Origin of the sequence: Enterococcus dispar ATCC 51266, assembly GCF_000406945.1 — a bacterium.
Taxonomy (GTDB): domain Bacteria; phylum Bacillota; class Bacilli; order Lactobacillales; family Enterococcaceae; genus Enterococcus_C; species Enterococcus_C dispar.
Map to the genome: position 1 here is coordinate 1,219,235 of NZ_KE136354.1, position 23,368 is coordinate 1,242,602.

A 23,368-nucleotide genomic window follows, 5' to 3' on the forward strand; every position below is an offset into this window, starting at 1 on the left:
CCCCTACTTAATACTTTAAATATTCATTAAATTAACCTATTGTTAGACACAGCAATACTTTTAGTTTCAAAAAGCTCATCAAACAACTGGTTGGTAGAGTTACTTGCATCTTCATTAAGAAATACGTCTATAATTTTTTTGTTATATAATTCCATATTATCATTATCCAACTTTAAAATTTCTCTGGATAATGAGACTTCATTATATCCTTGAGGATGTATATCAATTAGTTCCTCTATATCGAAATACCATCCTATTTGACTGTCGTACTCATTCAAATCTTCTTGAAATACAATAATTTTTTTATTCAAATGAGCATAATCAAACATTGCCGATGAATAATCTGTTATTAACATATCACTTAATAAAAATAATTCTTGAATGTCAGATATTTCATTTGGAAAACAATGAATACGTTCATCTAAGTTTCTGTATTGAGCAACTAAATTCGACTCAAGCGGATGTAGTTTAATAATTATTTCATAATTATTAGGTAATAGTGAAATCAGTTTTTTAAAATCCATAGTAGCTACTGCGCTTCTTTTGTCTTTACGCCATGTCGGACAATATAACACATATTTTTTCGTAGAGTCATAAGGTCTCATAAAATACTTAGTAATTAACCGTATTCTCTCGGTTTCATCATCTTTATGTTTAATAAGATACGTGTTTCTAGGAGCACCATACTCCATTATTCTTAAATCATGATTCTCATTTAGCATAAAAGCACTTTTTAGTAACTCTGTATTCTTTTTTGACGATGAAAGTAGATAATCCCATTTTTTCATCCGAGGAAGAAAGGCTTGGCTTTCTATCCGCCGTTGTGTTAAGTCATTTAAATCAGCAACCATTCTTTTCAAAGGAAACCCATGCCACGTTTGAATAAACTTTTGGCCTCTGACTTTTCCGGTTTTATCCAAAGAATTACCATTCATAAAAACGTAGGTAGACTTACGAAATTTATCCACATACTGTGGGCTACCAATACGTACTGGTTTAAATCCATAATCCATAATTTCCATATCTACCCACTCGTCAGCCGAGCTAACATAAATAAACGCCTCAGGAAAATTTTTCTTTAATTCTAATGCAATATACTTTGGGTCTCCAGCAAAGGATTTACCATGAAAAGACTCTATAAAGAAAAAGTCTTCCATAAGTTCAGCGGACATTTCGTTCACATCAACCGTTTGATTTGAACGGCGTAAATAGCGCAACATTTTTTTTGCAGAGTCTTTAATAATAGGATTTCCAACTATTTTCCCAATCAAAGGGGCATATTTCATTTTTAAATAAAAATTTGTTACAAAATTATTCTGGCTGAAACTACTTTGTTTCTTCACTTGTTCTAAGATTCTACTAAATTCAATTTTTTCTTGATTCTTCTTTTTTGAAAAAGGAGCGTTTATAACTTTGGTTATATAATCAGAAGCATAATTTTTCGTATCAAGAATTTCTTTTGCCAAGGTTAGATCATGAAAAAAATTCTCTTCCACTTTTGAAATATCTTTATTATAAAATTGTAATAACGCATGTGAATCGTCTACCAAATTCTTATTTAACCAACACACAGAATCAAAACCTTTGTATATTTCAGCTAATGAACCATCGTCTCCACGATATAAAGCTATTCGGTTTCCAGATGCGAATGCCTCCATAATGGAGTACCCCAATGTTTCAAACCGTGCAGTTGAAAGATAAATATAATCTTTTGGAAGTGTTTGATTAATAAAAATATGATCTGTTAGCTTATAGAAAGTAACTAAATTGCGATAAAACTTTTCACTCTTTCCTGTTCCATTTAAAAATAATTTTATTTTATTCTTTCCAAGACCATGAACCATATAGTCAACTAACTTTATCGCGTAGCTAATATCTTTTTGACGCTCATCAAAACGTGAATAAATAACGAAATTAAGAGATTGATAATTACACTGAATTTCTTTTACAGAAAAATCAATATGTCTGGCACTAATTGGAAATGAAATGACATTATTTAGATTCATACGTTCCATAAATCTCATTTTTATCTTTTCTGTAGCAACACGATAGACATCAATTGCCTCACTTCCTAAGTCTAATTCAGGCTCAATTAAATCTAGTGGAGCATGAACTTCTCCTACCACGACTGCCTTGGGCCACTTAAACTTGATATAACGAGCAAAACTGAATAAACTTTCCCGAGTTAATATATAGCAGTTACACGCAGCAACTTTTGGAAATTGTTGCAGTGAATAGAATGAAATATTTTTAGGCTTCTCCAGTTCACTTTGAATATTTTTAACTTGTTTTGTACTAAATGGAAGTAAGTTAAAAAATGCAATCTCATCGCCGTGTATAGAAAATTCATTAATTAAATTCAAATTACTCCGTTTTGTTCCGCCTGTACCAAAAATATCATAACCAATAATTCCAATTTTCATCGTATTTGACTATAAATTAGTCTCTTCCCCCATTCCTCATCTTCCACCACAAACTTTTTACCACAAAAACTGGCAGCTGTATGATGCGACCAATTCTTGTGGGGTTGCTTAATGACCGATACAGCCATTCTAGATGTGTCGTAATAAAGAAATCTGGTGCGCGCTTCACGTGACCACTTAAAACGTCAAAACTACCGCCCACATCTTGAAAAACATAGCTGTTTACAATTGATATGTTTTCTGCCAACCAAAGTTCTTGGCGCGGAAAACCTAATGCAACAAAAACAAAATCTGGCTGTACAGAATTCATCTGGGCAACAATTTCACTATCTGTCATTTTTGTGTACCCGTCGATACTACCTGCGACTATTAAGTTAGGATAATCTTTTTGAATATTTTTGATTGCATCCTTTAAGACTTCTGGTTTAGCACCATAAAAAAAACACTTTTTTTGAGTTTTATTAGCATATTGCAAAAGTTTTACCATCAAATCAAAGCCAGCGACTCGCTCTTTGATTTTGCCACCGGTCATTTTCGAAACCAAAACAATTCCGATGCCATCAGGAATGCGATGACTACTTTTTTCAAGTAATTCCATTATAGCAGGATATTTCTTCGCTTCTAGCGCAATTTGCGGGTTCACACTGATAATACTCATTTTCTGCTTATTTGCTAAAAAGTTCGGCACATCCGCTATGATATCACCATACGTAATTGGATCAACGGGTAATCCCAGAATCATTTCCCTCATTTGTTTTCAATCCATCCTATCAATTGTTTGTGGGCATTTCCTGTATTATATGTATTCCATATATTATTGAAATCCTCTAAATTTTTATAAGGATAATCTAAAATCATGTTCACTAAATTTGTTTCATTTGTAATGAAAACTTTTTCTAACCCTTCGTTAAAATTTTCCTGTAGTCCAACTGTTTCAGTATACCGCTCAATATCTGGACAGTAATAAATCAATTTTCCACAAGGATTTGCTAAAGCATATTCAAAGGGAACCGAAGAATAATCTGATATTAAACAATCCACATTTTGTAATAACGCCTGTAAAGATAATGAATCAAAATCGGTTACCACATTTTCAGAGGTTGCAATTCTTGCTTGCAACTCTTTATCATGAGGATGAGCATGAGCAAGTAATTGCCATTCTTTGCCTAATTTTTTGCTTAATGTTGCAAAATCCAACAGTGGTGTCGCATAGTTTTCTCGATAAGTTGGCGCATAAAGTAAAGTCTTTTTCGTTCCAAATTTTGCTACAAATTGTTTTTTATTTTGTCTTTTCAACTCCCTATCAAAATATATATCGGTTGGGAGATAACCAAAAGGTAAAAATTTCGCATCATTACTTTGGTAGTTGGTTTCAAAAATAGTCTTCATCTTTTTAGAACCGATAACATAATGGGTAAAACGTTGATAAACGGCCTTATAGCGTTCTTTATCGGCATTACTTGCCATTTTTGTATAGTTTGCTGCCAAGCCAAACAACTTGGCAGCACCATCTGCATGCCACAATTGAATCACAGCTGTCGTTTTAGGAAATATAATACCTGCTAAAAAGGCAAAATAGTTATCACATAATACAACATCAGCATTTTTTGTTAATGCGACAATATTACTACTAAAAATTTTTTGTGTAGCCAATGAATAAGACGTACAACCAAATTTTTTATAAGACTGCGCAACTTTTTCACTATTACCAGTGTAACCAATCACTAGCTCATGTTTGAAATAAGGTGCCAGAAAATCAAGGATAATATTGCTAGTCGTCGGAAAACTCAGCAAAAATACAATTTTCTTTTTTGGCGCTTTGCGCTGGCTTAATAGACTTATTAATTTTAGATAACTATTCTTTGCCGTTGAGCTGATTGTTTTCATAATTACTCCTTTTTCACACTATTGTCTATTGTACATGAAAAGCCCATGATTGAAAATAATTGTAAACAAACTGTCATATTAAGATTATCCATTTTCGACAAGTCTTTCTCTTAATTTCTCAAAACAAAGAGGATGTTAAAATAAAAAAATGTCGTAGTCACAATGGACTACGACATTACGGAGTATTCAAATTAACTAAAGAAACAATTTTCACCAACAGCACGCTTAACATCATAGCTGGTAGCTTTCACATAGGGATTGTCCTGTGATACTTTATCGCGGTCACAAAGCTCACAATGATCGACTTTAAAAATAATGCTGTCATTGTCTACTTTTGTGGCTGTTGCCAAAATCGCACGATGAAATCCTTTCGGTTGGATCATATACTGTTTTCCTAACAAAATTGAGTTTTCTGTTATCACTTTCATAACCCCTTTTCTTTCCTTGCGTTGCCTTCATAATAACATACCTTTTGCAATTTAATCAAATCAAATTCGCTTTATACCAATTATTTTAACTTGTATATACATATATACCAATTTTGTTTTTAAGTTTATTCTACCAAAATAAAATAATAATCTTTATGTAGCGCTGTCTTGCCAACAAGAAATTGGCAAAATAAAAAACTGTCGCAAATTACTAGCGACAGTTTTCTTATTTATGGATAAATTCGATTTAATAAGCGCGGGAATGGAATAGCTTCTCGTACATGTTCAATGCCAGATAACCAGGTAACTGTTCTTTCCAGCCCTAAACCAAAACCAGAATGTGGCACAGAACCATATTTCCGCAAATCTAAATACCAAGAATATTCTTTTTCATCTAAACCATGAGCACGAATTTGTTCTAAAAGATATTCATAATCAGTTGCCCGTTCAGAGCCGCCAATAATTTCACCATATCCTTCTGGGGCAATCATATCAGCACAAATCACCAAATCTTCACGAGTTGGATGTGGTTTCATATAAAATGGTTTGATTGCTTTTGGATAATTCAAAATGAACACTGGACGATCAAAGGAATTAGCAATAAAAGTTTCATGAGGAGAACCAAAATCATCGCCCCATTCAATGTCTTCAAAACCGTTTTCTTGTAATAATTTAATCGCATCATCATAAGTAATCCGTGGGAAAGGTAGTTGTGTATATTTTTCTAATACACTACGATCCCGTTTTAAAACATGCAACGCGTAATCGCAATTATCTAACACACTTTGGACCAAATAGGCCACATATTGTTCTTGCACTTCTAAACTTTCTTCTTGGTGCATGAAAGCCATTTCTGGTTCTAGCATCCAAAATTCAATCAAATGACGGCGTGTTTTAGATTTTTCCGCCCGAAAAGTTGGACCAAACGAAAATACTTTACCAAAAGCCATCGCAGCAGCTTCCATATAAAGTTGGCCAGACTGGGAAAGATAGGCTTTTTGATCAAAATAATTTGTTTCAAATAAATCAGTAGTACCCTCTGGGGCAGAACCAGTTAGAATTGGCGGATCAATTTTAACAAAGCCTTCTTTATTAAAGAATTCATAGCTAGCCCGAATCAACTCGTTACGGATTTGCATAATGGCATGTTGACGAGAAGAACGTAACCACAAATGGCGATGATCCATCAAAAAGTCAGTCCCATGTTCTTTTGGTGTAATAGGATAATCATGACTTTCACCAATGACTTCAATAGTTTGTACACCGATTTCGTAGCCAAATTTTGAACGGCTGTCTTCTCTAATTTCACCGGTCAATAAAATAGAAGTCTCTTGATTTAAATTTTTTGCCAATTGAAAAACTTCTTCAGGTACTTCACTTTTCACAACAACACCTTGGAAATAGGCTGTGCCATCTCGTAGTTGTAAGAAAGCAATCTTACCACTAGAACGTTTGTTAGCGACCCATGCGCCAATTGTAACAATTTCGCCTACGTGGTCTTTTGCATCAATAATTTGAATTTGTTCCACTTGTGTCTCTCCTATTCTTTCACAGTAATTACTGTGAGCATTTCCTTCTAGCATTCTAATCTTTATTGCGTTTGTTTTCAACAAATTTATGCATGCGACGCGCAGCTTCTTCTAAAATCTCCCAACTAGCTGCGTAGCTAATCCGAACATTTTCTGGTGCACCAAAGCCAGCACCGGTGACCAAAGCCACATGTCCTTCTTCTAATAAATCTTCTACAAAGACATTGACGTCATCATATCCGCACATTGCCATTGTTTTTTTGATATTTGGAAATAGATAAAAGGCACCTTGTGGTTTTTTCACTTCGACACCTGGAATTGCCGCAATTAGAGGATACAACTTGTTTAAGCGCTCTTCAAAAGCAACCCGCATTTTTTCTACTGAACTTTGATCACCAGTTAAAGCTTCAAGAGCAGCATATTGACTAGCAGCCGTAGGATTACTTGTTGATTGGGAAGCAATGGTTGTCATCGCTTTAATGATTTTGGCATTACCCACAGCAAAACCAATTCGCCAGCCGGTCATGGAATAAGTTTTTGAAACACCATTGATAATAATTGTTTGCTTAGCAATAGCATCTGACAATGTGGCAATCGGTGTGAATTCATTATTGTCATAAACCAAACGACCATAAATATCATCTGCGACAATTAGAATATCATTTTCCACGGCCCAGTTGCCAATTGCAGTTAATTCTTCTTTGGTATAAATCATTCCGGTAGGATTTGAAGGTGAGTTAATGATTATCGCAACAGTTTTATCTGTTCGTGCCTGTTCCAGTTGATCGACAGTAACTTTAAAGTCGTTTGCAAAGGAACCTTTTACGTAAACAGGGGTACCTTCCGCTAGCTTTACTTGTTCACCATAACTAACCCAATACGGGACCGGAATGATAACTTCATCCCCTTTATCCAAAATAGCTTGAAACAAGTTATATAGCGCATATTTTGCGCCGTCTGTCACAATCGTTTCATCTACCGTATACTCAAGTCCGTAGTAATTCTTCATATAATCAACCACAGCTTGACGTAATTCTGGAATACCAGCAGATTGGGTGTAAAAACTTGCTTGGCCAGAAGTAATAGCAGCAATAGCCGCTGTTTCAATGTTTTCAGGTGTAGTAAAGTCTGGTTCACCAACTGTTAAGCTTAAAACATCTACACCTTGAGCTTTTAATGCTTTTGCTTTGGCTGCCGCTGCCAGGGTGACAGATGGTTCTAATTTTTGGGCCCGTTGCGATAATTTCATACTCATCATCTCCTTAACAAAATTAAAAAATTCGTGAAGCGGTTATTTTAACCGAAATTATTTTTTCGGAATAACAAACAATATTCTGACTTACACATCTTTAATAACTTTTACTTCTTCTCCTTTTTCAAAGGACAATAAATAATAAGTAATCTGCCCCGCTTTGTCAGTAGCCATGACTTCCCAAACAGGCTTTTTATCATAAATACCCAGTTCCGCCTTTTTAGCCGTTTGACTATGAAAAGTATTATTAACTAAAGCTTTTGCTTTATCAGCCGTGATACCTTCTTTTTGCGGCAATACCGTAATTTTATCGCCGGACTTTGGCACAATTACCGCAATTTCTTGTCCTTTTTTATCGCTGCCAATTAAACTAAAATAAGTTTGTTGCCGGTTATACCAGTAAAATTCGTCTACGTTCACTAAGTCAGTGTGTTTTTTTGCTAAAGCTGTCGCTTCTTTTTTTGCTTGTTGCATCGGACTTTGTGCTTTCAGATAACCCAAAATGCCCAATGCAATTATTACGACTAAAACACCGGAAATAATAAACAAAATCAGTTCCTGGCGTTCTTCTTTTGCCAAGTTTTTTTTCACAGGTTGACGCTCCTTTTGTGATAATTGCTTTTAATTATAGCAGATTTTAACTAAAAAAGTTTTTCAATCCCACAAAATCCATTAATCTTTTAGAAATTTTGTAATCTCCAAGGTCATCTCTAATAGTGACAGTTCGTTAATGACAACTTTTTTAGGGATAGCCTGTCGCAATTGTTTCCCATAGGTGGTATTTACAAAGCGTCTATCTAAAACCACCATCACACCTCGATCTTTAGGGGAGCGGATCAGGCGTCCATAAGCTTGCCGTAATTTCAACATCGCATTTGGCAAAGATTCCTCATAAAAAGGATCTGCTCCAATGGAACTCAAAAAATCGTAGCGGGCATGAACAAATGGCCGCTTGGGATTTTCAAAAGGCAAGCGCGTTACAATGACTAATTCTAACTGTTCCCCCGGCAAATCAATCCCTTCCCAAAAACTATCGGTCCCAAATAAAATTCCTGCATCACTTTGGCTAAAACGCTTCAACAGTTTATCTCGACTACCCCCTATGCCTTGTGCGAGAATTTCTCGTCCATTTTCCAAAAATTTTAAATGCATCTTTTCATATACTTTTTGTAAAACTTCATGAGAAGTAAATAATACTAGCGCGGGGCGATTAAAATCTTTCAATAAGATTGTTAAATTTTCAGCTAAAAAATCACTATATTCACTCGGAGAAAGCTGCGGAATATGGGTAGCTTTAATAGGAACTAAAATTTCTGTCTGCTTATCATAATCAAAAGGCGCAGGAATAATCTTTAAATTGGCAGCAGGCAATCCTAATCTTTTGGCAAATAAATTGCGATCTTTGGTAAGTTTTAAAGCCCCTCCAATGTAAACAATTTTTTCAAAGCGAGAATACCATTTTGTCTGTGGCAAAATGGCCGCTTCAAAATCAGTCACTTGAAAAGTCAAACCATGCTGATTTTCTCTTCTTAATACCCAATGAATGTAACGTGGCGTAAAATCATGACAAAAACGTTGCATGACCCTTTTATGTTTGGCTAAATCATTGAATAGCTCATCTAAAATTGCAAAATCAAATTGTGCCATGGTTCCCCAAGCAAACTGTCGTTTCTGAATAAATTGTTGCCAACTATCTCGAATTTCAGCACTTTCCTGCAAAAACAGTTCAATTTTTTTGAAACACTTCATCGTCTTTTTATCAAACTTAACAAAATCTTCTGCCGTAACAATCTCTTGATGCTCCGCTAACTCTTGAGCTAATAAATCTGCGAGCATCTCATAACTAGCTCCAAGTTCCTTCAACTCTTCTTGCAAGAGATTTACCAATCTTTTTCCCTCAAGTTCTTCTTTTAGCCAGTTATCGAGTCTTGCAAAAAGACCATCCTCACCTAAGACTTGCTGTACCTTCTTCTCAAAAGAAAATGTATTAAAAGATTCAGCAGCAATTCTTTCGCAGATTGTAGGTAAATGGTGTGCCTCATCAACAATAAGATAAGGAGATTGTGGTAATAATGGTTCTTGGCGCAAACTTTCTTGAGCGAGAAAAGCATGATTAATAATTAAACAATTACTTTCTTGCATTTGACTATTCAAAAATTTTAAAAAATCATGGGGATAAAAAGGCGACTTAGGTGATAAATAATTCACCCCACGATGCGCCACATCTTGAAAGAAGAGATGGTTTAAATTAATTAAATTAAGTTCGCCAAAATCTCCAGTTGTGGTTTTTGTTAACCATACTAAAACCGCCATCTGATAAAGAGCGTATTGTTTTTGCGATACTGGACTAAGTAACGTTTGTTTAAATCTTGCCAAGTCTAAATAATGCCGTTTACTTTTCACTACAACCGCTTGTATTTTTTGCTCTAAAAAACGATTAAGTAGAGGGATATCTTTTTTTATGATTTGCTCTTGTAATAATAAAGATACTGTACTTACGATAACGGGATTTTCGGGTGTGGCTAAAAAACTAGCTGGTAGCAGATAGCCAATTGTCTTGCCCATGCCAGTCGCTGCTTCAATTAGTAAATCTTTTGTCTCATCTTGGGTAAAGTGCTGATAGACTAAATTCATTAAACGAGCCTGCTCTTTGCGAAAAGATAATTCATTTTGATAGAGCTTTTCTTTTTGGCTTTTCTTTTGAGGATATTTTTTTTGATAATAACTATCTTCGTATAAAGTGATGGCTTTTTTTCTTAAAGCAATCCCTGCAACTATTTCCAACTCTTCTGACAATAGTGGGTTTTCCTTTAGTTGTTGCTGATAAATATTTTTTATATAGTCACCGGTCTGCATAGCTGTTAGTATCGCCAATTCGCTGATAGTCTGTAGCGTTACTAACGGCAATTGCCGCATTACCGCTTCAATATAGAGCAATAGTGCTGCAGTAACTTCTGCATCACTATCGGCTTGATGCGGATTATCATGTTGCAAACCAAAACTTTCCGCCAAATCACTTAACCGAAAGCTACTTTCCTCAGGTAAAAAAATTTGCGCTAATTCTACAGTATCGATGCCAGAAATTTTCAGTGGGGTCACACCACAACGCTTTAGTTCAGCATTTAAAAATTGATAATCAAAAAAAATATTATGCGCTACAAAAACCGTATCCGCTAAAAGATCCGCGATAATAAATGCTACATCCTCAAAATAAGGCGCTTTTTGGACGCGACCATTTGAGATATGCGTTAAATTTTGAATTTGTTTGGGAATCTTTCTTCCCGGATTAATATCAGTAGCAAAACGATTGATTAGACGGCCATTTCTAATCAAAACACAGCCAATTTGGATAATGTGATCAACTTTGGGGTCGGTACCTGTTGTTTCAATATCCACCACGGCATACGTTGTATTTCGGTTCATGATCAGCCATCTCCTAGTAAATTGATAATCGTAATAAAGGTTCTTTTGGAATTATACTATTTTTTCAATAGTCATGAAATAAAAACCTGCTTTTAATAAAAAGAGAATGTATTGGCGCCTGAAAAAAATACGAAACCATCTCCTGACTAAAAAATAAAAGAAGCATGATAAGAGATACAAGCAAAATACTTTTTCGTAAATTGACCATAAAAAAAAAGCCTGACGAGAAATCTCGTCAGGCTTATAAGTTTAATTTAAATTAAGCTTTGTTAACGTTTGTTGCTTGAGGGCCACGTTGACCTTCTTCAACATCAAATGTTACTGCTTGGCCTTCTTCTAAAGTTTTGAAGCCGTCGCCTTGGATAGCTGAAAAGTGAACGAATACATCGTTACCGTCTTCTGCTGTAATGAAACCAAAACCTTTGTCTGCGTTGAACCATTTAACTGTACCTGTTTGCATATTAAAAATCCTCCTTGTGTGAAACACACGTATTTGTGCAATTCCTTGTATCCGGTGAAAAAGTGGAAGATGTTTAAATATGAAACAAGCTTGCCATTAATTACCTTTACAATAACTACAAAAAGAATTGTACCACATATATTTTATAAAAGCGAATTTATTTTGACTAAATGTTAAGAAGAATTAATAAAAATTCTAAAAACATGATGAACAGTGGGATTAGAGCCTCACTCAACTATTTTTTGCGTAGTCTTAATAAACCGTAATTTATTTTTTGATAACTAATAGCTCTCCAAGAAACTAAAAAGACCGTTTCGTACGAAACGGTCTTTTTAGATCTAACTTTAATTAATACCGCAAAATCGCGGTTAAACTCTTTTCATCTGGTGCATCTTTTTGATCTAAAATGAAGACTTTACCACTATTTTTGACCACGTCTGCTGCCAACTTGTTCAAAACTTGGCGCCGATCATATTCGGTATCAGGATCTTCGCCAAAACCATCAACGAGATTAGAAGTTGCGATAAATAAATGGGAAATGCGGCCTTCTTTAGCTGCCAAAGCAATATCTGGCAATTGATCTACAAATTTTTTATCCAAAAGTTTTTGATAAGAAGCGACTTCTGTTTGTGATAAAGTTGTAGTAATCTCATTTAAATCTTCTTTAATTTTTTTTATGTCTACTTGTGCTGGTGAGCCCGATATAGCTGCATCAGAGCGATAATAGGAAGTTTTAGCGTACTTCTTGAACATCGTTTGATTTTCTGGCAAAGCATACAAATAAAGTGGATAATTTTCGGGATTTTTAAACGTATCCTTAAAGAACGTATCTACCGCCTGGTAATAGTTGACCCAATCGATTTCCACTTCTTCATCCTTGGCATTGACACCATGATAAGCAATACCTTCTTTGGAGCCGGCTTGGCTTCCCTGTGAGCTGTAATTCAAGTTTCCCCCGGTTAACTCATCACCTAAAGCAGTTTTCACATCAATTGGGGCCCCCTCAGGTAAAGTGACCTCGCTGATTTCTTTATTATCGACAAAATAAAGTTTCATCGAATCACGATTTAAAGCTAACAAGTAGTAAGTATAGTTGAATTGACCATTTTTAATAAATGCCAATAAATATGGTAAATCGCCTACATAATATTGATCATCTACGGCAATGTTCAAGCGATGAACTAGCGTTTCTTCGGGTGATAAGAAAACGGCAACACTTTTAGTACCACTGCGCCAGAAGGAAGCATCTGCTAAGAGGACATCAATTTTATCTTGAATTTTTTTCCATTCTTTTTCAGGATATTTCTTTTCAAAACGTTTTTTGGCTTCTTTGGCAAAGTTTTTAAATTTTATTTGATCTTTTTCTACATCTTGATGGGCAACATGTGTATTTAGCATAATCGTAACAAAAGGCCCTTTTTCAAGATCAGCAGTTAACTGCTGCAAAACTTCATTTCCAACTTTGGTCATAAAACATTACCTCCTAAAAATAATGAATAACACTACAATAAAAGTGTAACACGCTTACATTTTTACATAAAGTAATACGACCTTTGTCTAAAATTTATCTAAATGGACGCTGCGAGTTTCTCTTTACAAAAACAAACGCATGTTCGTATAATAGAATAGAGAAAGTAGGTGATGAGATGACTGCTAATTTTGATTACCGGAAAGAAATTATTCAAGATATTTTATTTATTGACGTGAAATCATTCTACGCAACAGTTGAGTGCGTTATGCGCGGATTAGATCCTTTAACTACGCGTCTAGTGGTGATGAGTAGTGAAGATAATACCGGTAACGGCTTAATTCTGGCTTCTTCGCCAGCCGCAAAAAATGAACTAGGAATAACCAATGTCACGCGTGCCGATAATTTACCAGATGATCCCACCCTGTGGAAAGTTCCTCCTCGCATGAGTCTATATATTAAAGAAAATGTGCGTTTTAATGAAATTTTCCAGCAATATGTTACCGATGAAGATTTACTTTCTTATTCTATTGATGAATCCATTTTGGATGTCACTCATTCTTTAAATCTCTTTTATCCTGACACTACTGAATCTCGTTACATGAAACGCATGCGGCTAGCCTGCCATATCCAAAACGAAGTCAAAGAAAAATTGGGATTAGTTTTATCGATTGGAATTGGCGACAATCCCCTTTTAGCAAAATTGGCTTTGGATAATTTTTCTAAATATAATACAAATTTTATCGCCGAAATACGCTATCAAGATATTTTAACTAAAGTTTGGTCTATTCCCGAATTAACTGATTTTTGGGGAATAGGAAATCGCATGAAAAAAAGACTTTACCAATTAGGTATTGATAGTGTTAGACAGCTTGCTAACAGCGAACCTAACCTATTACAACAGCATTTTGGTATTTTAGGTCTGCAACTGTATTATCACGCTAACGGCATTGATCGCACTATCCTTTCGGAAAAAGTCCCTCCGACCAAAGAAAAGTCTTATGGTAATCGTCAAGTTTTGCCAAAAGATTATACCCATCAAAGTGAGATTGAAACAGTCATAAAAGAAATGGCCGAACAAGTTGCTATTCGTATTCGCCGCCACAATTGTTTAACCCAATGTGTCGCATTATATATTGGGACTAGCCGTGGTAAAGAAACAGATAGCTTTTCCCATCAAATGAAAATTACAGCCACTGATAATACTAAATCATTAGTAAACCATTGTCTGACAATTTTTCGCCAATATTATACGGGTCAAATTGTCAGGCATGTTGGAGTCAGCTATTCCCAACTTATTTTTACCAATGCCAAGCAACTAAATTTATTTTCACCACCAGAAGTCCAAATAAATGAAGAACGCTTAGATAAAACAATTGATAAAATTCGAGCAAAGTATGGTTTTGCTGCCATTATCCATGCCACAAGTAAATTAGATGGTGCACGCAGTCTTGCCCGTAGTCACTTAGTCGGTGGTCATAATGGCGGTGCCGGCGGCTTAGACGGTTTATAAAAGCTTACGCAATAAAAAACTACTTTTGGATAATTGAACTTTTACCAAAAGTAGTTTTTTTATAAGAAAAGGAATTATATTTTTTAACCAAAAAGAAGTGGGATATACCAATGAGTTTGGCTATCACTTCACGAACTAGTTTTTTCTTATTTTACGCATTTATTTAACGATTGATGGATCGGGAAACACGATTTAAAGTATGGCGCATGCCACGAATAGCCACAGACATCTCGAAAATATTTTCTGCAGGTGCCATCCCACCGTAACCAGCATCGCCAATATGTTGTAAATCAACACCACAAATTTTATTGGTAATAGCCATTTGGCGTAATGTTTCGGGGCGTGCACTTTCCTGACTGGTTCCAATTGCAGTCATTGTTAATAAGTCGTTTTCTTTTGCCAATTTTACGGCTTCAATTAAATCTTGTTCTAAAAAGCCCTGTATCGTCCCCACAGCTGGCAGCAATAAAACATCTACGCCTGCTTTGGCATAAGCCATAACAGCTTCTTTTGTTACCACGGCTTCACTTGAGCCGGCACTATGCATTTTGCCAGCAATAACCAATCCTGAAAAATTTTCTTTGGCTATTTTCACTGCATCCGCAATTGCTGCATTGGTGACTCCAGTGCCTGGATTTCCAGTAAAACAGATAAAGTCAACACCTAGTTTTTCTGCTTCTTGAATCGTTTCAAGGGAACTTGTGCGGCCTTTTGAAATCACAACTTGTTCACTCATTAAATCTAAATCTGCTGGAATCGGTTCCAAATTAATTCCAATTGGTCGGCCAGTTAATTTTTTTAAAGTAGGAATAGGATTTTCAATCACCGTATTTTCATCAAAAACCATTTCTGGCGTTAAATTGGGCATACCAAAAACTACCGGACGAAAACAATCAAAACCGTTTAATAAAATAAGATCCGCGCCAAAAGAAGCTGCCACTTCTGCATTGGTAATATCACCGGCTTGAGGGATTGTTTGAACAACCGTTTCCGTTACAATGACACGTCCTTCACTGGCTTTGATGGATTGTTTCAATTCTTGCGCACTCATTTTTTTGACATCACTATAATCTGCACTAATTAATCGTTTTACCATTTTTCTTCCTCTTTCTTTACGGATGGTTCGCATCCTTTGTTACATCACAAAATAATCGTATTTACCTGAATTAATAAATTATCTGAAATGATTCTTCCTTAGCCAATACAAAGCTCCCTTAAGCAGAAATGTCCACCGTTATGACATGGCTAAGCAACAATTGACCTGATTAGGAATAATGCGTTATACTTGGACACAGGTATTTAGCCTTTGAATAACAGGTTGCCACTACTATTAAGATATTAACGCAATAGTAGTTTCTACGTGGTTATGTTCCCGTAGCTCAGTCGGATAGAGCAGTCGCCTCCTAAGCGACAGGCCGCTGGTTCAATTCCAGTCGGGAACGTTGTTGAAGTCCTTTTGGGGGCTTCTTTTTTTGTCTAAAAATAATCGCCTAGTAATGGTTTTCCTTTTGGTAAAAGTTCTGCTAACTGTTCAGCAAAGTCTTTAGCGATGACAACTTTTTCTGCTGCAAGGAGTTTATTTAGCGGAACACTGCCTAAAAATAATTGTGTAAAACTTTGGGGAGTTGCTTTTATATGTGAGAACTCACTATTTGGAACCTGTTTAACACTACCTTCTGGCATAATTTCATAGCACCCATTATTAATTGGTAGAAAAGTATCTTCGACAATTTCGATTGTGAAACTTTTGCTGATCTTATTTTGCCAAGGATAATCTTTTAAGAATGCTAGAACATTGACCACCCGTGCCATCATATATGGCAATATTTTTACTTCCACTTGGGGATTAGAAACTTGTAGCAATTTTGTCTCACCATTAAATGGGCAGCTCCAACCAATCACTTTCACTGTACCACTATGAGCTTTAATAAATGCATGTAATGCAGTAAAGCCTAGTTGTGTTAACGCAATTAATTCAACAATTTCCAACTTATCTTGGACAATTTGATAGACAACATATCCTTTGGGTTCACCTGATTCTTCATACAACGCAAAATTGAAATCTTTGTGTAATTCAAATTTGTAACGCAACCACCAGTCTTCTCTTAGCATACCGCCTTTTTGGCTTTCATCACTTTTTTGATAAATTTTCTTAATTGTTTCTTTTGCGGCCAGAAAAGAAACACGACGGACACCCTTTTGTTTTTGGTCACCAAATGGCCATTTCTCCACAGGTGATTCATACCGAATCTGCAAAAAAACAGACTCATAGCCATAGCGACGATAAAATGGATATGAAAAAGGAGCCAAATAAGCCAGGTGGGTCTCCTCGTCGTAACTATCCTGTAGAATTTGTTTCATAATAGTATCGATACGTCCTTGTTTCCGAAATTCTGGATAAGTAGAAACAAAACCAATTCCTTTCATTTTGAAAGTTTGTTCCCAAAAGTTAACTAAAAAAGGGGTAGCCATTATTTGACTCGCTAAAATTTCATCGGCAAAAGAACCATAATTTTGCGAGTTCCGAGCTAAATATTCAAACCGCTCTACTTGTGCCACGCTTTTATTTTGTCCAAAAGCATAAGCAGCTAAATCAAACATCTGTTGAAAGTCCCCTTGTATCTTTCTGACTGCCACAAAAATCCCTCCAAAATAAGCAAAAGCCTCTTAATTTATCCTAGACTGCCGATATTTGACCCTTCTTTGGACTTTTTCTTAAAATTTATGTTCTCTTCGAAAAAGTTACTTACTTTATGAACCAATTATACTTGGAGTATAATCGCTTTCATCTTTCAAAAATCCTTATAAAAGCAAAAAAGGTGTCCGCAGACCCCTTTTTAATTGGCACTTGCCATATTCTCCAACATTTTACCAAATTGGCGTTTCCGGAAAAAACCTAACATAATACCTAATAACATATCATTCATCTGCTGCATAAAACCAAAGGATTTCATATTTTCGTTATAAATAACCTGACATTTGTTTTCGTCAATTGGCGTAATTTCATAGCGGACAACAAACTCATTACGGCTAGTGGAAGTTTTAAACTGATAAATACGATTTTCAACAAGTTCTTCAATGACAATTTTAGCACTACTGTTTTTTGAGAATTGCTTGACGTATGTTAGATTTTTTAATTGTTTGCGGGTAATTGATTTTCCAGTTGCTTTTCGAACATCAAAAATAACTGAGTCCATCATTTTGTCATAAAAATTTTCTGCTGAAGTATTCAGTTTTTTTTCTACTTTCATGCTTTATCGCCTCTTTCATCCTCTTTTGTGGTCTTTTTCTCACGCCAAATCATGACACCACCAACTAAGACAAACGCTAACCCTACAATCAAGCGCCCCACATTCATTTGTTGACTCGGCCCACTGAAACTGTAGATTGTGATTAAAAAGCCAATACTGCATAAAAACAAGCCGTTTTTTACCATGTTCATCATCCTACTTCCTACTTTTGTCACCAATTGAAAAAGTTTAGTTCACGTTGTCAAGCTACAAATTATTCTACTTCTTAGCCTTCTACGGCTGCTTGAAAATACAAAACTGTTCCCCAAGGTTGCGCTTTAATTAATTGTTTAGCAGTTGCTGCTGCTTTTTGTGCATCTCCTGTTACATCAAAGTATAATTTAATTCCTTTTTTTTCTTTAAATGTATAACTGATGCCATCTTCACTGTAATCAGCTAATAACTTTTTAATTTCCTCTTGTTGCATTGCACTGGCAATACTAATCATTTCAATTCCTCCTCATAACTTCAACTAATCGTGATACTTGATAAGTAATTCTCAAAACTTTTATTATCATCTAAAACGAATACCATTTTCAACACTATTTTCTCACAACTTCTATTAGAAGAAAAGAACTGCCTCCACCTCTTTGGAAGCGAAAACAGTTCTTTAACAATTTTAAAGATCAGTTGGTTGTACTTTATTAGCTGCAATTACAAATGGTGTGTAGATTGCAAAAGTCACTGCCATACAAATTACCGATACGACAACTGCGCGCCAGTCCATTGCTGTTGCTAATAATGCATTTAAGATTGGTGGTGTTACCCAAACAACTTGTTGTGATACTGGGTTTACCCAACCAGCTTGTGTTGCAAAGAAACCAATTGAAACAGATACTAATGGAGCTAGAATATAAGGGATGAATAATAATGCGTTTAATACAATTGGCATCCCGAACATAACCGGTTCATTGATATTGAAGATACCAGGTCCGACACCTAATGTACCTACTGCGCGGTAATCAGCTCGTTTGGAGAAGATTAAAATTGCGATTAGTAGCATCAATGTACCACCGGCACCACCAAACCATGCGTAAATATCAAATGAACCACGAACCCATTTGTAACCATCGTCTAAGACTGCAGACATACCGCCTTCTTGGAACAAGTTAACGTTTTTAAGTTGTGCTACAGAGAAGACACCTTCTAGAATTGGTGCCAATACGTTGGTACCATGAATTCCGAAGAACCAGAATAGTTGGACAAACAATGTTACGATTAACACAGCACCGTAACCTTGTGAGAAACCTAATAATGGTTTAGCAATCATTTCTTGAATCCAAGCTAACAATGTCATACCTGGAACTAATTTAGAGAAGATCCAGTAGAAAATTGCTACTACATATAAAGCTGCTGTTGCTGGAATAATTGCCGCAAAAGCTTTTGATACTGCAGGTGGTACTTGTTCTGGCATTTTGATTGTAATGTTAGCTAACATTAATTTACAGAAAATAATACTTGCTACAAAACCGACAATCATTGCTGTAAAGTAGAAGTTGGCATCCATATTGTTTAACGGAATCCAACCCCAAGCGTTTGCAGTAATGCCATCAGCAGTTGCAGACCAACCACTTGTAGCAGAATTTGCATTGATTTGATCCATCAAATCAGCAGGAACTTTTTGTGCTAATGTTCCTGAGTATGAATATGTCACACCAGAAATAGCAGCAGCAAGCGAAACGATACCACCGGCTAAATCATTGACACCATAAGCACGGGCTAAGTTAAAGCCCCATGAAAAGGCGAAGATAATCCCGGCAATTGCTAATGTACCATTCCAAACGTAACCATTAATTGTAATGATCGTACTAATAAGAGCAAAAATACCTTTTCCTTCAGCAATACTTGCACCCCAAGTTGAGATGAACTGACCAGGTAAATCACGAATAATTGCGTTGATCATAACGGCTACTGACCCCGCCATTGTTGCTGGCATTGTGCCGATGAAGGCATCCCGCAAAGCAACTAAATGTTTTTGGGCCCCAATTTTTGCTGCGATTGGAAGCACGTGCTTCTCTAACCACGCTGTTAATGCGTCCATTTTATTTCCTCCTAGTAAAAAGATTACAGGTGCCACCTTTTTAACAAACAACCACTATGAAAAAAGATGAATTAAACTGCTCACCTGCTCAGCAGTAAACTAACAATTTGATAAATTGAGCCGAATGCCTATTTTTCAGAGGCCATTTCAGCCATTCTGCGATAAACATCAATAACTTCTTTTGCTAAATCAGTCACAGCGATAGCTGTCATTAAATGGTCTTGACTATGAACAGTCAAAAGTGTCACGGCCACATGTTTTCCTTGTGCTTCTTGGGTCAACATATTTGTTTGTGAATGATGTGCTTCAGTCAGAGAATTTTCTGCATCTGCAATTTTTTTATCAGCCAATTCAAAATCACCTTTTTTAGCGGCTTGAATAGCTTCCATCGCATCGCTTTTTGCATTCCCGCCATACATGATTAAACCCATGATAGCTTCTAAGCTTTGTTGTTCTTCCACAAAATCCCCTCCTTACGATTATTCTTCATTCATCAATTTTTCAGCTTGCGCTAAAACTTTTTCACCATTCATCATGCCGTAATCCGCCATGTTGATAACATCTAATTTAATGCCTTTTGGTGCAACTTTTTGTTCAAATTGCGCTTTCATAAAGCGAACTTGTGGGCCAAGCAGTAATACATCAACATTTTTTTCTTCTAAAATATTGTCTGCTTCAGATGCTGAGACTGCGAAAATATCTGCATCAATTCCTTTTTCTTCGGCAGCTTTTTCCATCTTTGTGACAAGTAAACTTGTACTCATCCCTGCTGAACAAACTAACATAATTGTTTCTTTTGCCATTTTATCTCACCTCTTTTTCATTTGTCTTACACTTAACTATAATGCAAGAAGTATGCCAAAATAAAAAAACGATTAAAACACTGTTATTAAAGCGTTTTAATCGTTGTTCTTTTATACACAGATTTCACACACTAGTCACACACTAACCATAGCGTGTAAGCGCATACTCACTGCTGATTTTATTTCGTTGAATCATTTGTACAACATAGGCAATTTCATCATCGCTAAATTCTACTTGATAACTTTTAGCAATTGGCATTAAGCTTGTTTTTAGTAAATCGCATTCCAAGCGGAATTTTCGTTGAAAAGCATCTAGGTTGTCAAATCGCCGCGAAGTCCCGCCATTGCGTAAATTATCAACTAGAAAAGCAAGATGTATCATAATCCCCGCGTCCACACTCGGCTCTAAAACAGCATGCATTTGTCCTTCGACATGATGCAAAAGTTGTTGTAATTGCAGTATCAATTGCTCAACTCCACTGACACTCGTCAATGCCTCTTGTAACGATTTTCCAATCTTTTCTAATGGAATTTCATCTTTTACAATTTGTTTTAATACACGCAATCGTGCGTTATCAAATAGCTCATAAGCTGAAAAGAAAGGTATATTTTGGTAATCAATTTCTACTGTCCCCGCAATTGCTTTAATATCATATTCCGTCATCAGAGCATCAATGTGCTGCAAGAAAGCATTTTTTTCAATAAATTGCATTTGAATCACTTCTGTTTGCGCCTGATCGACAACCGGTATAATTCTGTCGTAAAGTTTACTTGCAACCCCTTCCCCGGTAAAACACGTCACCACAACCGCTTTCTTTTGTTTTTGCTTATGCAAATTAAATTCATCTTTTACAATTGCTTTAAAAGATAAGAGTGTATTTTGATAAATATCTTCTAGCGTTCTTCCCATATCTACCATGCGCAAAGCTTCTAAGACAACCATTGTACTTGTCATGGATACCGCTTTGGTCCGGATACCTGTTTCTTCATAAATCAAATCACCAAAGGAATTCAAAGAGCCCATATCTGTCAGTAATAAGATGCCGCCATTCCATTTATCAGCATTTTCTTGCACATAATGCAGCAGTTGATTGTAAATGGTTTGAACTTCCATATCCAAACTCATATTAAAAGCGACTCCCGTTTTTGTGTCCAACAATTCTTGTGCCGTTTCTAGCATAGAAGTTGCCGTTTGTTTGCCATGCATTAAAACGATAACTTCAACATTTTTTTCGGGCAGCGGTGTATTTTGTCCCACTTGAATGGATAAAAACATGCTGATAAAACCAATTTCATCAAAAGGTATTTCAATTTGACAACGATCTTCAATAATCATCGACAAATCAAGTGCAACTTGAAATTCTTGTTTAAAGTTTTTGCGGATATTATTTAAATCAGGATGAATAATTGTGTGGCCGTCTTTTAACCGCTCAATAGTGCTTTGTAAGTGTAGCGCAAAGGCAAAACGTGCTTTTTCATTGTATTTTCGCTCTAAACGTTCTTCGGCAACTTCATATAACTCACTGGTCAACTGCCAAATTTCTTTTGGTAATAATTCTTTGTGCAACGAACTTTGGGTCAATTCTTCTACATAGGTTTCAAAATATGCATCGACATCACCTAAAATCAATTGCTCTAAATCCACATTATTTAAATCTTGGCTAGACAAAGTCGTGACTTTTTCTTCAATCGCATTATATACTTGCATATTTCGTTCTGGATCGTGACTCCAAACGACTTCAGTTGCTCCTGGTTCAAAACTAAGCAGACTGCCTTTTCCTTCTAAGAACTGTTTCAAATCTTCACTATGGTCTTTCCGCATTAATAAACCTTTTTGTACCGGCAAAGATAGATCTTCTTTTCGAATTAAAAGCGTATTTTGTTGTTTGGTCCGATAATGTAAAAATGCTTTGGCACAGACCAGTTTTAAATCTCGTTTGATTTGACCAATATTACCTTCTGCTTGATAAAGCATAAAAGCGATAATAGCATCTTGTTCTACTTCAATTTTTTGTTTTAGTCGATTAGCTTCTTGTTTGATAAATAAAGTTATAATTTCATAACGTTCATCTAATGAACGGGCTTTAATACTGGGTAATGTAATAGACATTGGGATTCGTCGATTAAATGTAGTTAAAAAATTTTCCGATGATTCTGTTGTTGCACCAATAATTTGGACAGCGGCTTCAAATGTTTTATTACTTTCTCCTAATGGTCGATACACACCTTTGTCAATAAAAGTGAACAACATTTCTTGTCCTTCCGGAGGCAAGCGATGAATTTCATCTAGGAATAAAATTCCATTATCCGCTTTTGCAATTAAGCCCGGACTGTCTTCATTTGCTCCTGTATAGGCGCCTTTTTTTATCCCAAAGATATGACCAAATAGCAATTGTGGATTTTGAGCATAATCGGCACAGTTAAAGGAGACAAAAGGGGCATCTTTTTTTAATGTTTGCGATTTTAAAGCAAATTGATACATACACTCCGCAAAAAGTGATTTTCCCGTTCCGGTATCGCCAAAAATAATCGTATGCAACCCCCTTGGAGGATATAAAATTGCCGCTTTTGCTTGTTGAATAGCCACCTTTAAGGACCCTTTTTCTCCCACCAAAGCATCAAAAGTCACCGCGGAAGAATTGTCTACATGAACTTGTTCTTCAGATAAAGGCTCGTAAATGACAGGACGCCCCGAATTTTTAACGATTCGCTGTTCTTTTGCCAGTTCATTTAAATAGCGGCTGGCATTGGTCCGATCAATATTTAATAACTCTCCAATTTGAACTGCCGTCATTCCTTGTTTGCGCATTTCTAATGTGTGTAAAATTTCTTCTTTCCGTGAATTCATGAC

Annotated in this window: 20 protein-coding genes and 1 tRNA gene; 2 read left to right on the forward strand and 19 right to left on the reverse strand. The window is 35.9% G+C overall.

The window, feature by feature from the left end:
• Positions 1-26: 26 nt before the first annotated feature.
• From RK01_RS06000 to RK01_RS06045, 10 genes are all read right to left on the reverse strand, one after another.
• Positions 27-2,423 carry a CDP-glycerol glycerophosphotransferase family protein gene (locus tag RK01_RS06000; protein ID WP_016172395.1) on the reverse strand — a complete coding sequence of 799 codons (2,397 nt, stop codon included), beginning with the start codon at positions 2,421-2,423 and terminating at the stop codon, positions 27-29.
• A gap of 16 nt (positions 2,424-2,439) precedes the next feature.
• Positions 2,440-3,174: a WecB/TagA/CpsF family glycosyltransferase gene (locus RK01_RS06005; protein ID WP_016172396.1), complete on the reverse strand. Its 735-nt coding sequence runs from the start codon at positions 3,172-3,174 to the stop codon at positions 2,440-2,442.
• On the reverse strand, positions 3,171-4,310 hold the full coding sequence (locus RK01_RS06010) for a CDP-glycerol glycerophosphotransferase family protein (protein ID WP_016172397.1): 1,140 nt from the start codon (positions 4,308-4,310) through the stop codon (positions 3,171-3,173). The genes RK01_RS06005 and RK01_RS06010 overlap by 4 nt, the downstream gene beginning before the upstream one ends.
• A gap of 191 nt (positions 4,311-4,501) precedes the next feature.
• Positions 4,502-4,693 carry a hypothetical protein gene (locus RK01_RS06015; RefSeq protein ID WP_016172398.1) on the reverse strand — a complete coding sequence of 64 codons (192 nt, stop codon included), beginning with the start codon at positions 4,691-4,693 and terminating at the stop codon, positions 4,502-4,504.
• 275 nt (positions 4,694-4,968) lie between these two features.
• Positions 4,969-6,267: an asparagine--tRNA ligase gene (asnS, locus tag RK01_RS06020; RefSeq protein WP_016172399.1), complete on the reverse strand. Its 1,299-nt coding sequence runs from the start codon at positions 6,265-6,267 to the stop codon at positions 4,969-4,971.
• 55 nt (positions 6,268-6,322) lie between these two features.
• Complete coding sequence (locus RK01_RS06025) at positions 6,323-7,516, reverse strand: pyridoxal phosphate-dependent aminotransferase (protein WP_016172400.1); 1,194 nt, start codon at positions 7,514-7,516, stop codon at positions 6,323-6,325.
• A gap of 90 nt (positions 7,517-7,606) precedes the next feature.
• Entirely contained in the window at positions 7,607-8,110 is a 504-nt protein-coding gene (locus RK01_RS06030; RefSeq protein ID WP_016172401.1) for a cell wall elongation regulator TseB-like domain-containing protein, read from the reverse strand.
• Between the two features lie 81 nt (positions 8,111-8,191).
• Positions 8,192-10,942, reverse strand: a complete 2,751-nt coding sequence (locus RK01_RS06035; protein WP_016172402.1) for a helicase C-terminal domain-containing protein — start codon at positions 10,940-10,942, stop codon at positions 8,192-8,194.
• A gap of 259 nt (positions 10,943-11,201) precedes the next feature.
• On the reverse strand, positions 11,202-11,402 hold the full coding sequence (locus RK01_RS06040) for a cold-shock protein (RefSeq protein ID WP_016172403.1): 201 nt from the start codon (positions 11,400-11,402) through the stop codon (positions 11,202-11,204).
• A 348-nt stretch (positions 11,403-11,750) separates the two neighbouring features.
• The gene (locus RK01_RS06045) at positions 11,751-12,872 is read right to left on the reverse strand and encodes a baeRF6 domain-containing protein (RefSeq protein WP_016172404.1); all 1,122 of its coding nucleotides are present in this window, start codon (positions 12,870-12,872) and stop codon (positions 11,751-11,753) included.
• 176 nt (positions 12,873-13,048) lie between these two features.
• Here RK01_RS06045 and RK01_RS06050 point away from each other — a divergent pair, with 176 nt between their 5' ends.
• A complete protein-coding gene (locus RK01_RS06050) occupies positions 13,049-14,383 on the forward strand; it encodes a Y-family DNA polymerase (protein WP_016172405.1) in 1,335 nt (444 codons plus the stop codon).
• A gap of 163 nt (positions 14,384-14,546) precedes the next feature.
• Here the strand turns inward: RK01_RS06050 and RK01_RS06055 are convergent, their stop codons facing one another.
• A complete protein-coding gene (locus RK01_RS06055) occupies positions 14,547-15,479 on the reverse strand; it encodes a DUF7916 family protein (RefSeq protein ID WP_016172406.1) in 933 nt (310 codons plus the stop codon).
• A gap of 272 nt (positions 15,480-15,751) precedes the next feature.
• On the opposite strand from RK01_RS06055, the gene RK01_RS06060 reads away from it, so the two are divergent.
• Positions 15,752-15,825 (forward strand) — tRNA-Arg (locus RK01_RS06060).
• Positions 15,826-15,859: 34 nt separating this feature from the next.
• Here the strand turns inward: RK01_RS06060 and RK01_RS06065 are convergent.
• The 8 genes from RK01_RS06065 to RK01_RS06100 all read right to left on the reverse strand — a co-directional run bounded on the left by RK01_RS06065 (position 15,860) and on the right by RK01_RS06100 (position 23,365).
• Positions 15,860-17,020, reverse strand: a complete 1,161-nt coding sequence (locus RK01_RS06065; protein WP_016172407.1) for a GNAT family N-acetyltransferase — start codon at positions 17,018-17,020, stop codon at positions 15,860-15,862.
• Between the two features lie 200 nt (positions 17,021-17,220).
• Complete coding sequence (locus tag RK01_RS06070; RefSeq protein ID WP_016172408.1) at positions 17,221-17,634, reverse strand: DUF3284 domain-containing protein; 414 nt, start codon at positions 17,632-17,634, stop codon at positions 17,221-17,223.
• The gene (locus tag RK01_RS06075) at positions 17,631-17,825 is read right to left on the reverse strand and encodes a DUF3188 domain-containing protein (protein WP_244874954.1); all 195 of its coding nucleotides are present in this window, start codon (positions 17,823-17,825) and stop codon (positions 17,631-17,633) included. The genes RK01_RS06070 and RK01_RS06075 overlap by 4 nt, the downstream gene beginning before the upstream one ends.
• Positions 17,826-17,899: 74 nt before the next feature.
• Positions 17,900-18,121, reverse strand: coding sequence for a hypothetical protein (locus tag RK01_RS06080; RefSeq protein WP_016172410.1), 222 nt, complete (start codon positions 18,119-18,121; stop codon positions 17,900-17,902).
• A gap of 171 nt (positions 18,122-18,292) precedes the next feature.
• Positions 18,293-19,714 (reverse strand): PTS sugar transporter subunit IIC, encoded by a 1,422-nt coding sequence (locus RK01_RS06085; protein WP_016172411.1) that lies wholly within the window; start codon positions 19,712-19,714, stop codon positions 18,293-18,295.
• 128 nt (positions 19,715-19,842) lie between these two features.
• Positions 19,843-20,175 carry a PTS lactose/cellobiose transporter subunit IIA gene (locus RK01_RS06090; protein WP_016172412.1) on the reverse strand — a complete coding sequence of 111 codons (333 nt, stop codon included), beginning with the start codon at positions 20,173-20,175 and terminating at the stop codon, positions 19,843-19,845.
• 18 nt (positions 20,176-20,193) lie between these two features.
• The gene (locus tag RK01_RS06095; protein WP_016172413.1) at positions 20,194-20,517 is read right to left on the reverse strand and encodes a PTS sugar transporter subunit IIB; all 324 of its coding nucleotides are present in this window, start codon (positions 20,515-20,517) and stop codon (positions 20,194-20,196) included.
• Between the two features lie 142 nt (positions 20,518-20,659).
• On the reverse strand, positions 20,660-23,365 hold the full coding sequence (locus RK01_RS06100; protein WP_016172414.1) for a sigma-54-dependent transcriptional regulator: 2,706 nt from the start codon (positions 23,363-23,365) through the stop codon (positions 20,660-20,662).
• Positions 23,366-23,368 lie beyond the last annotated feature (3 nt).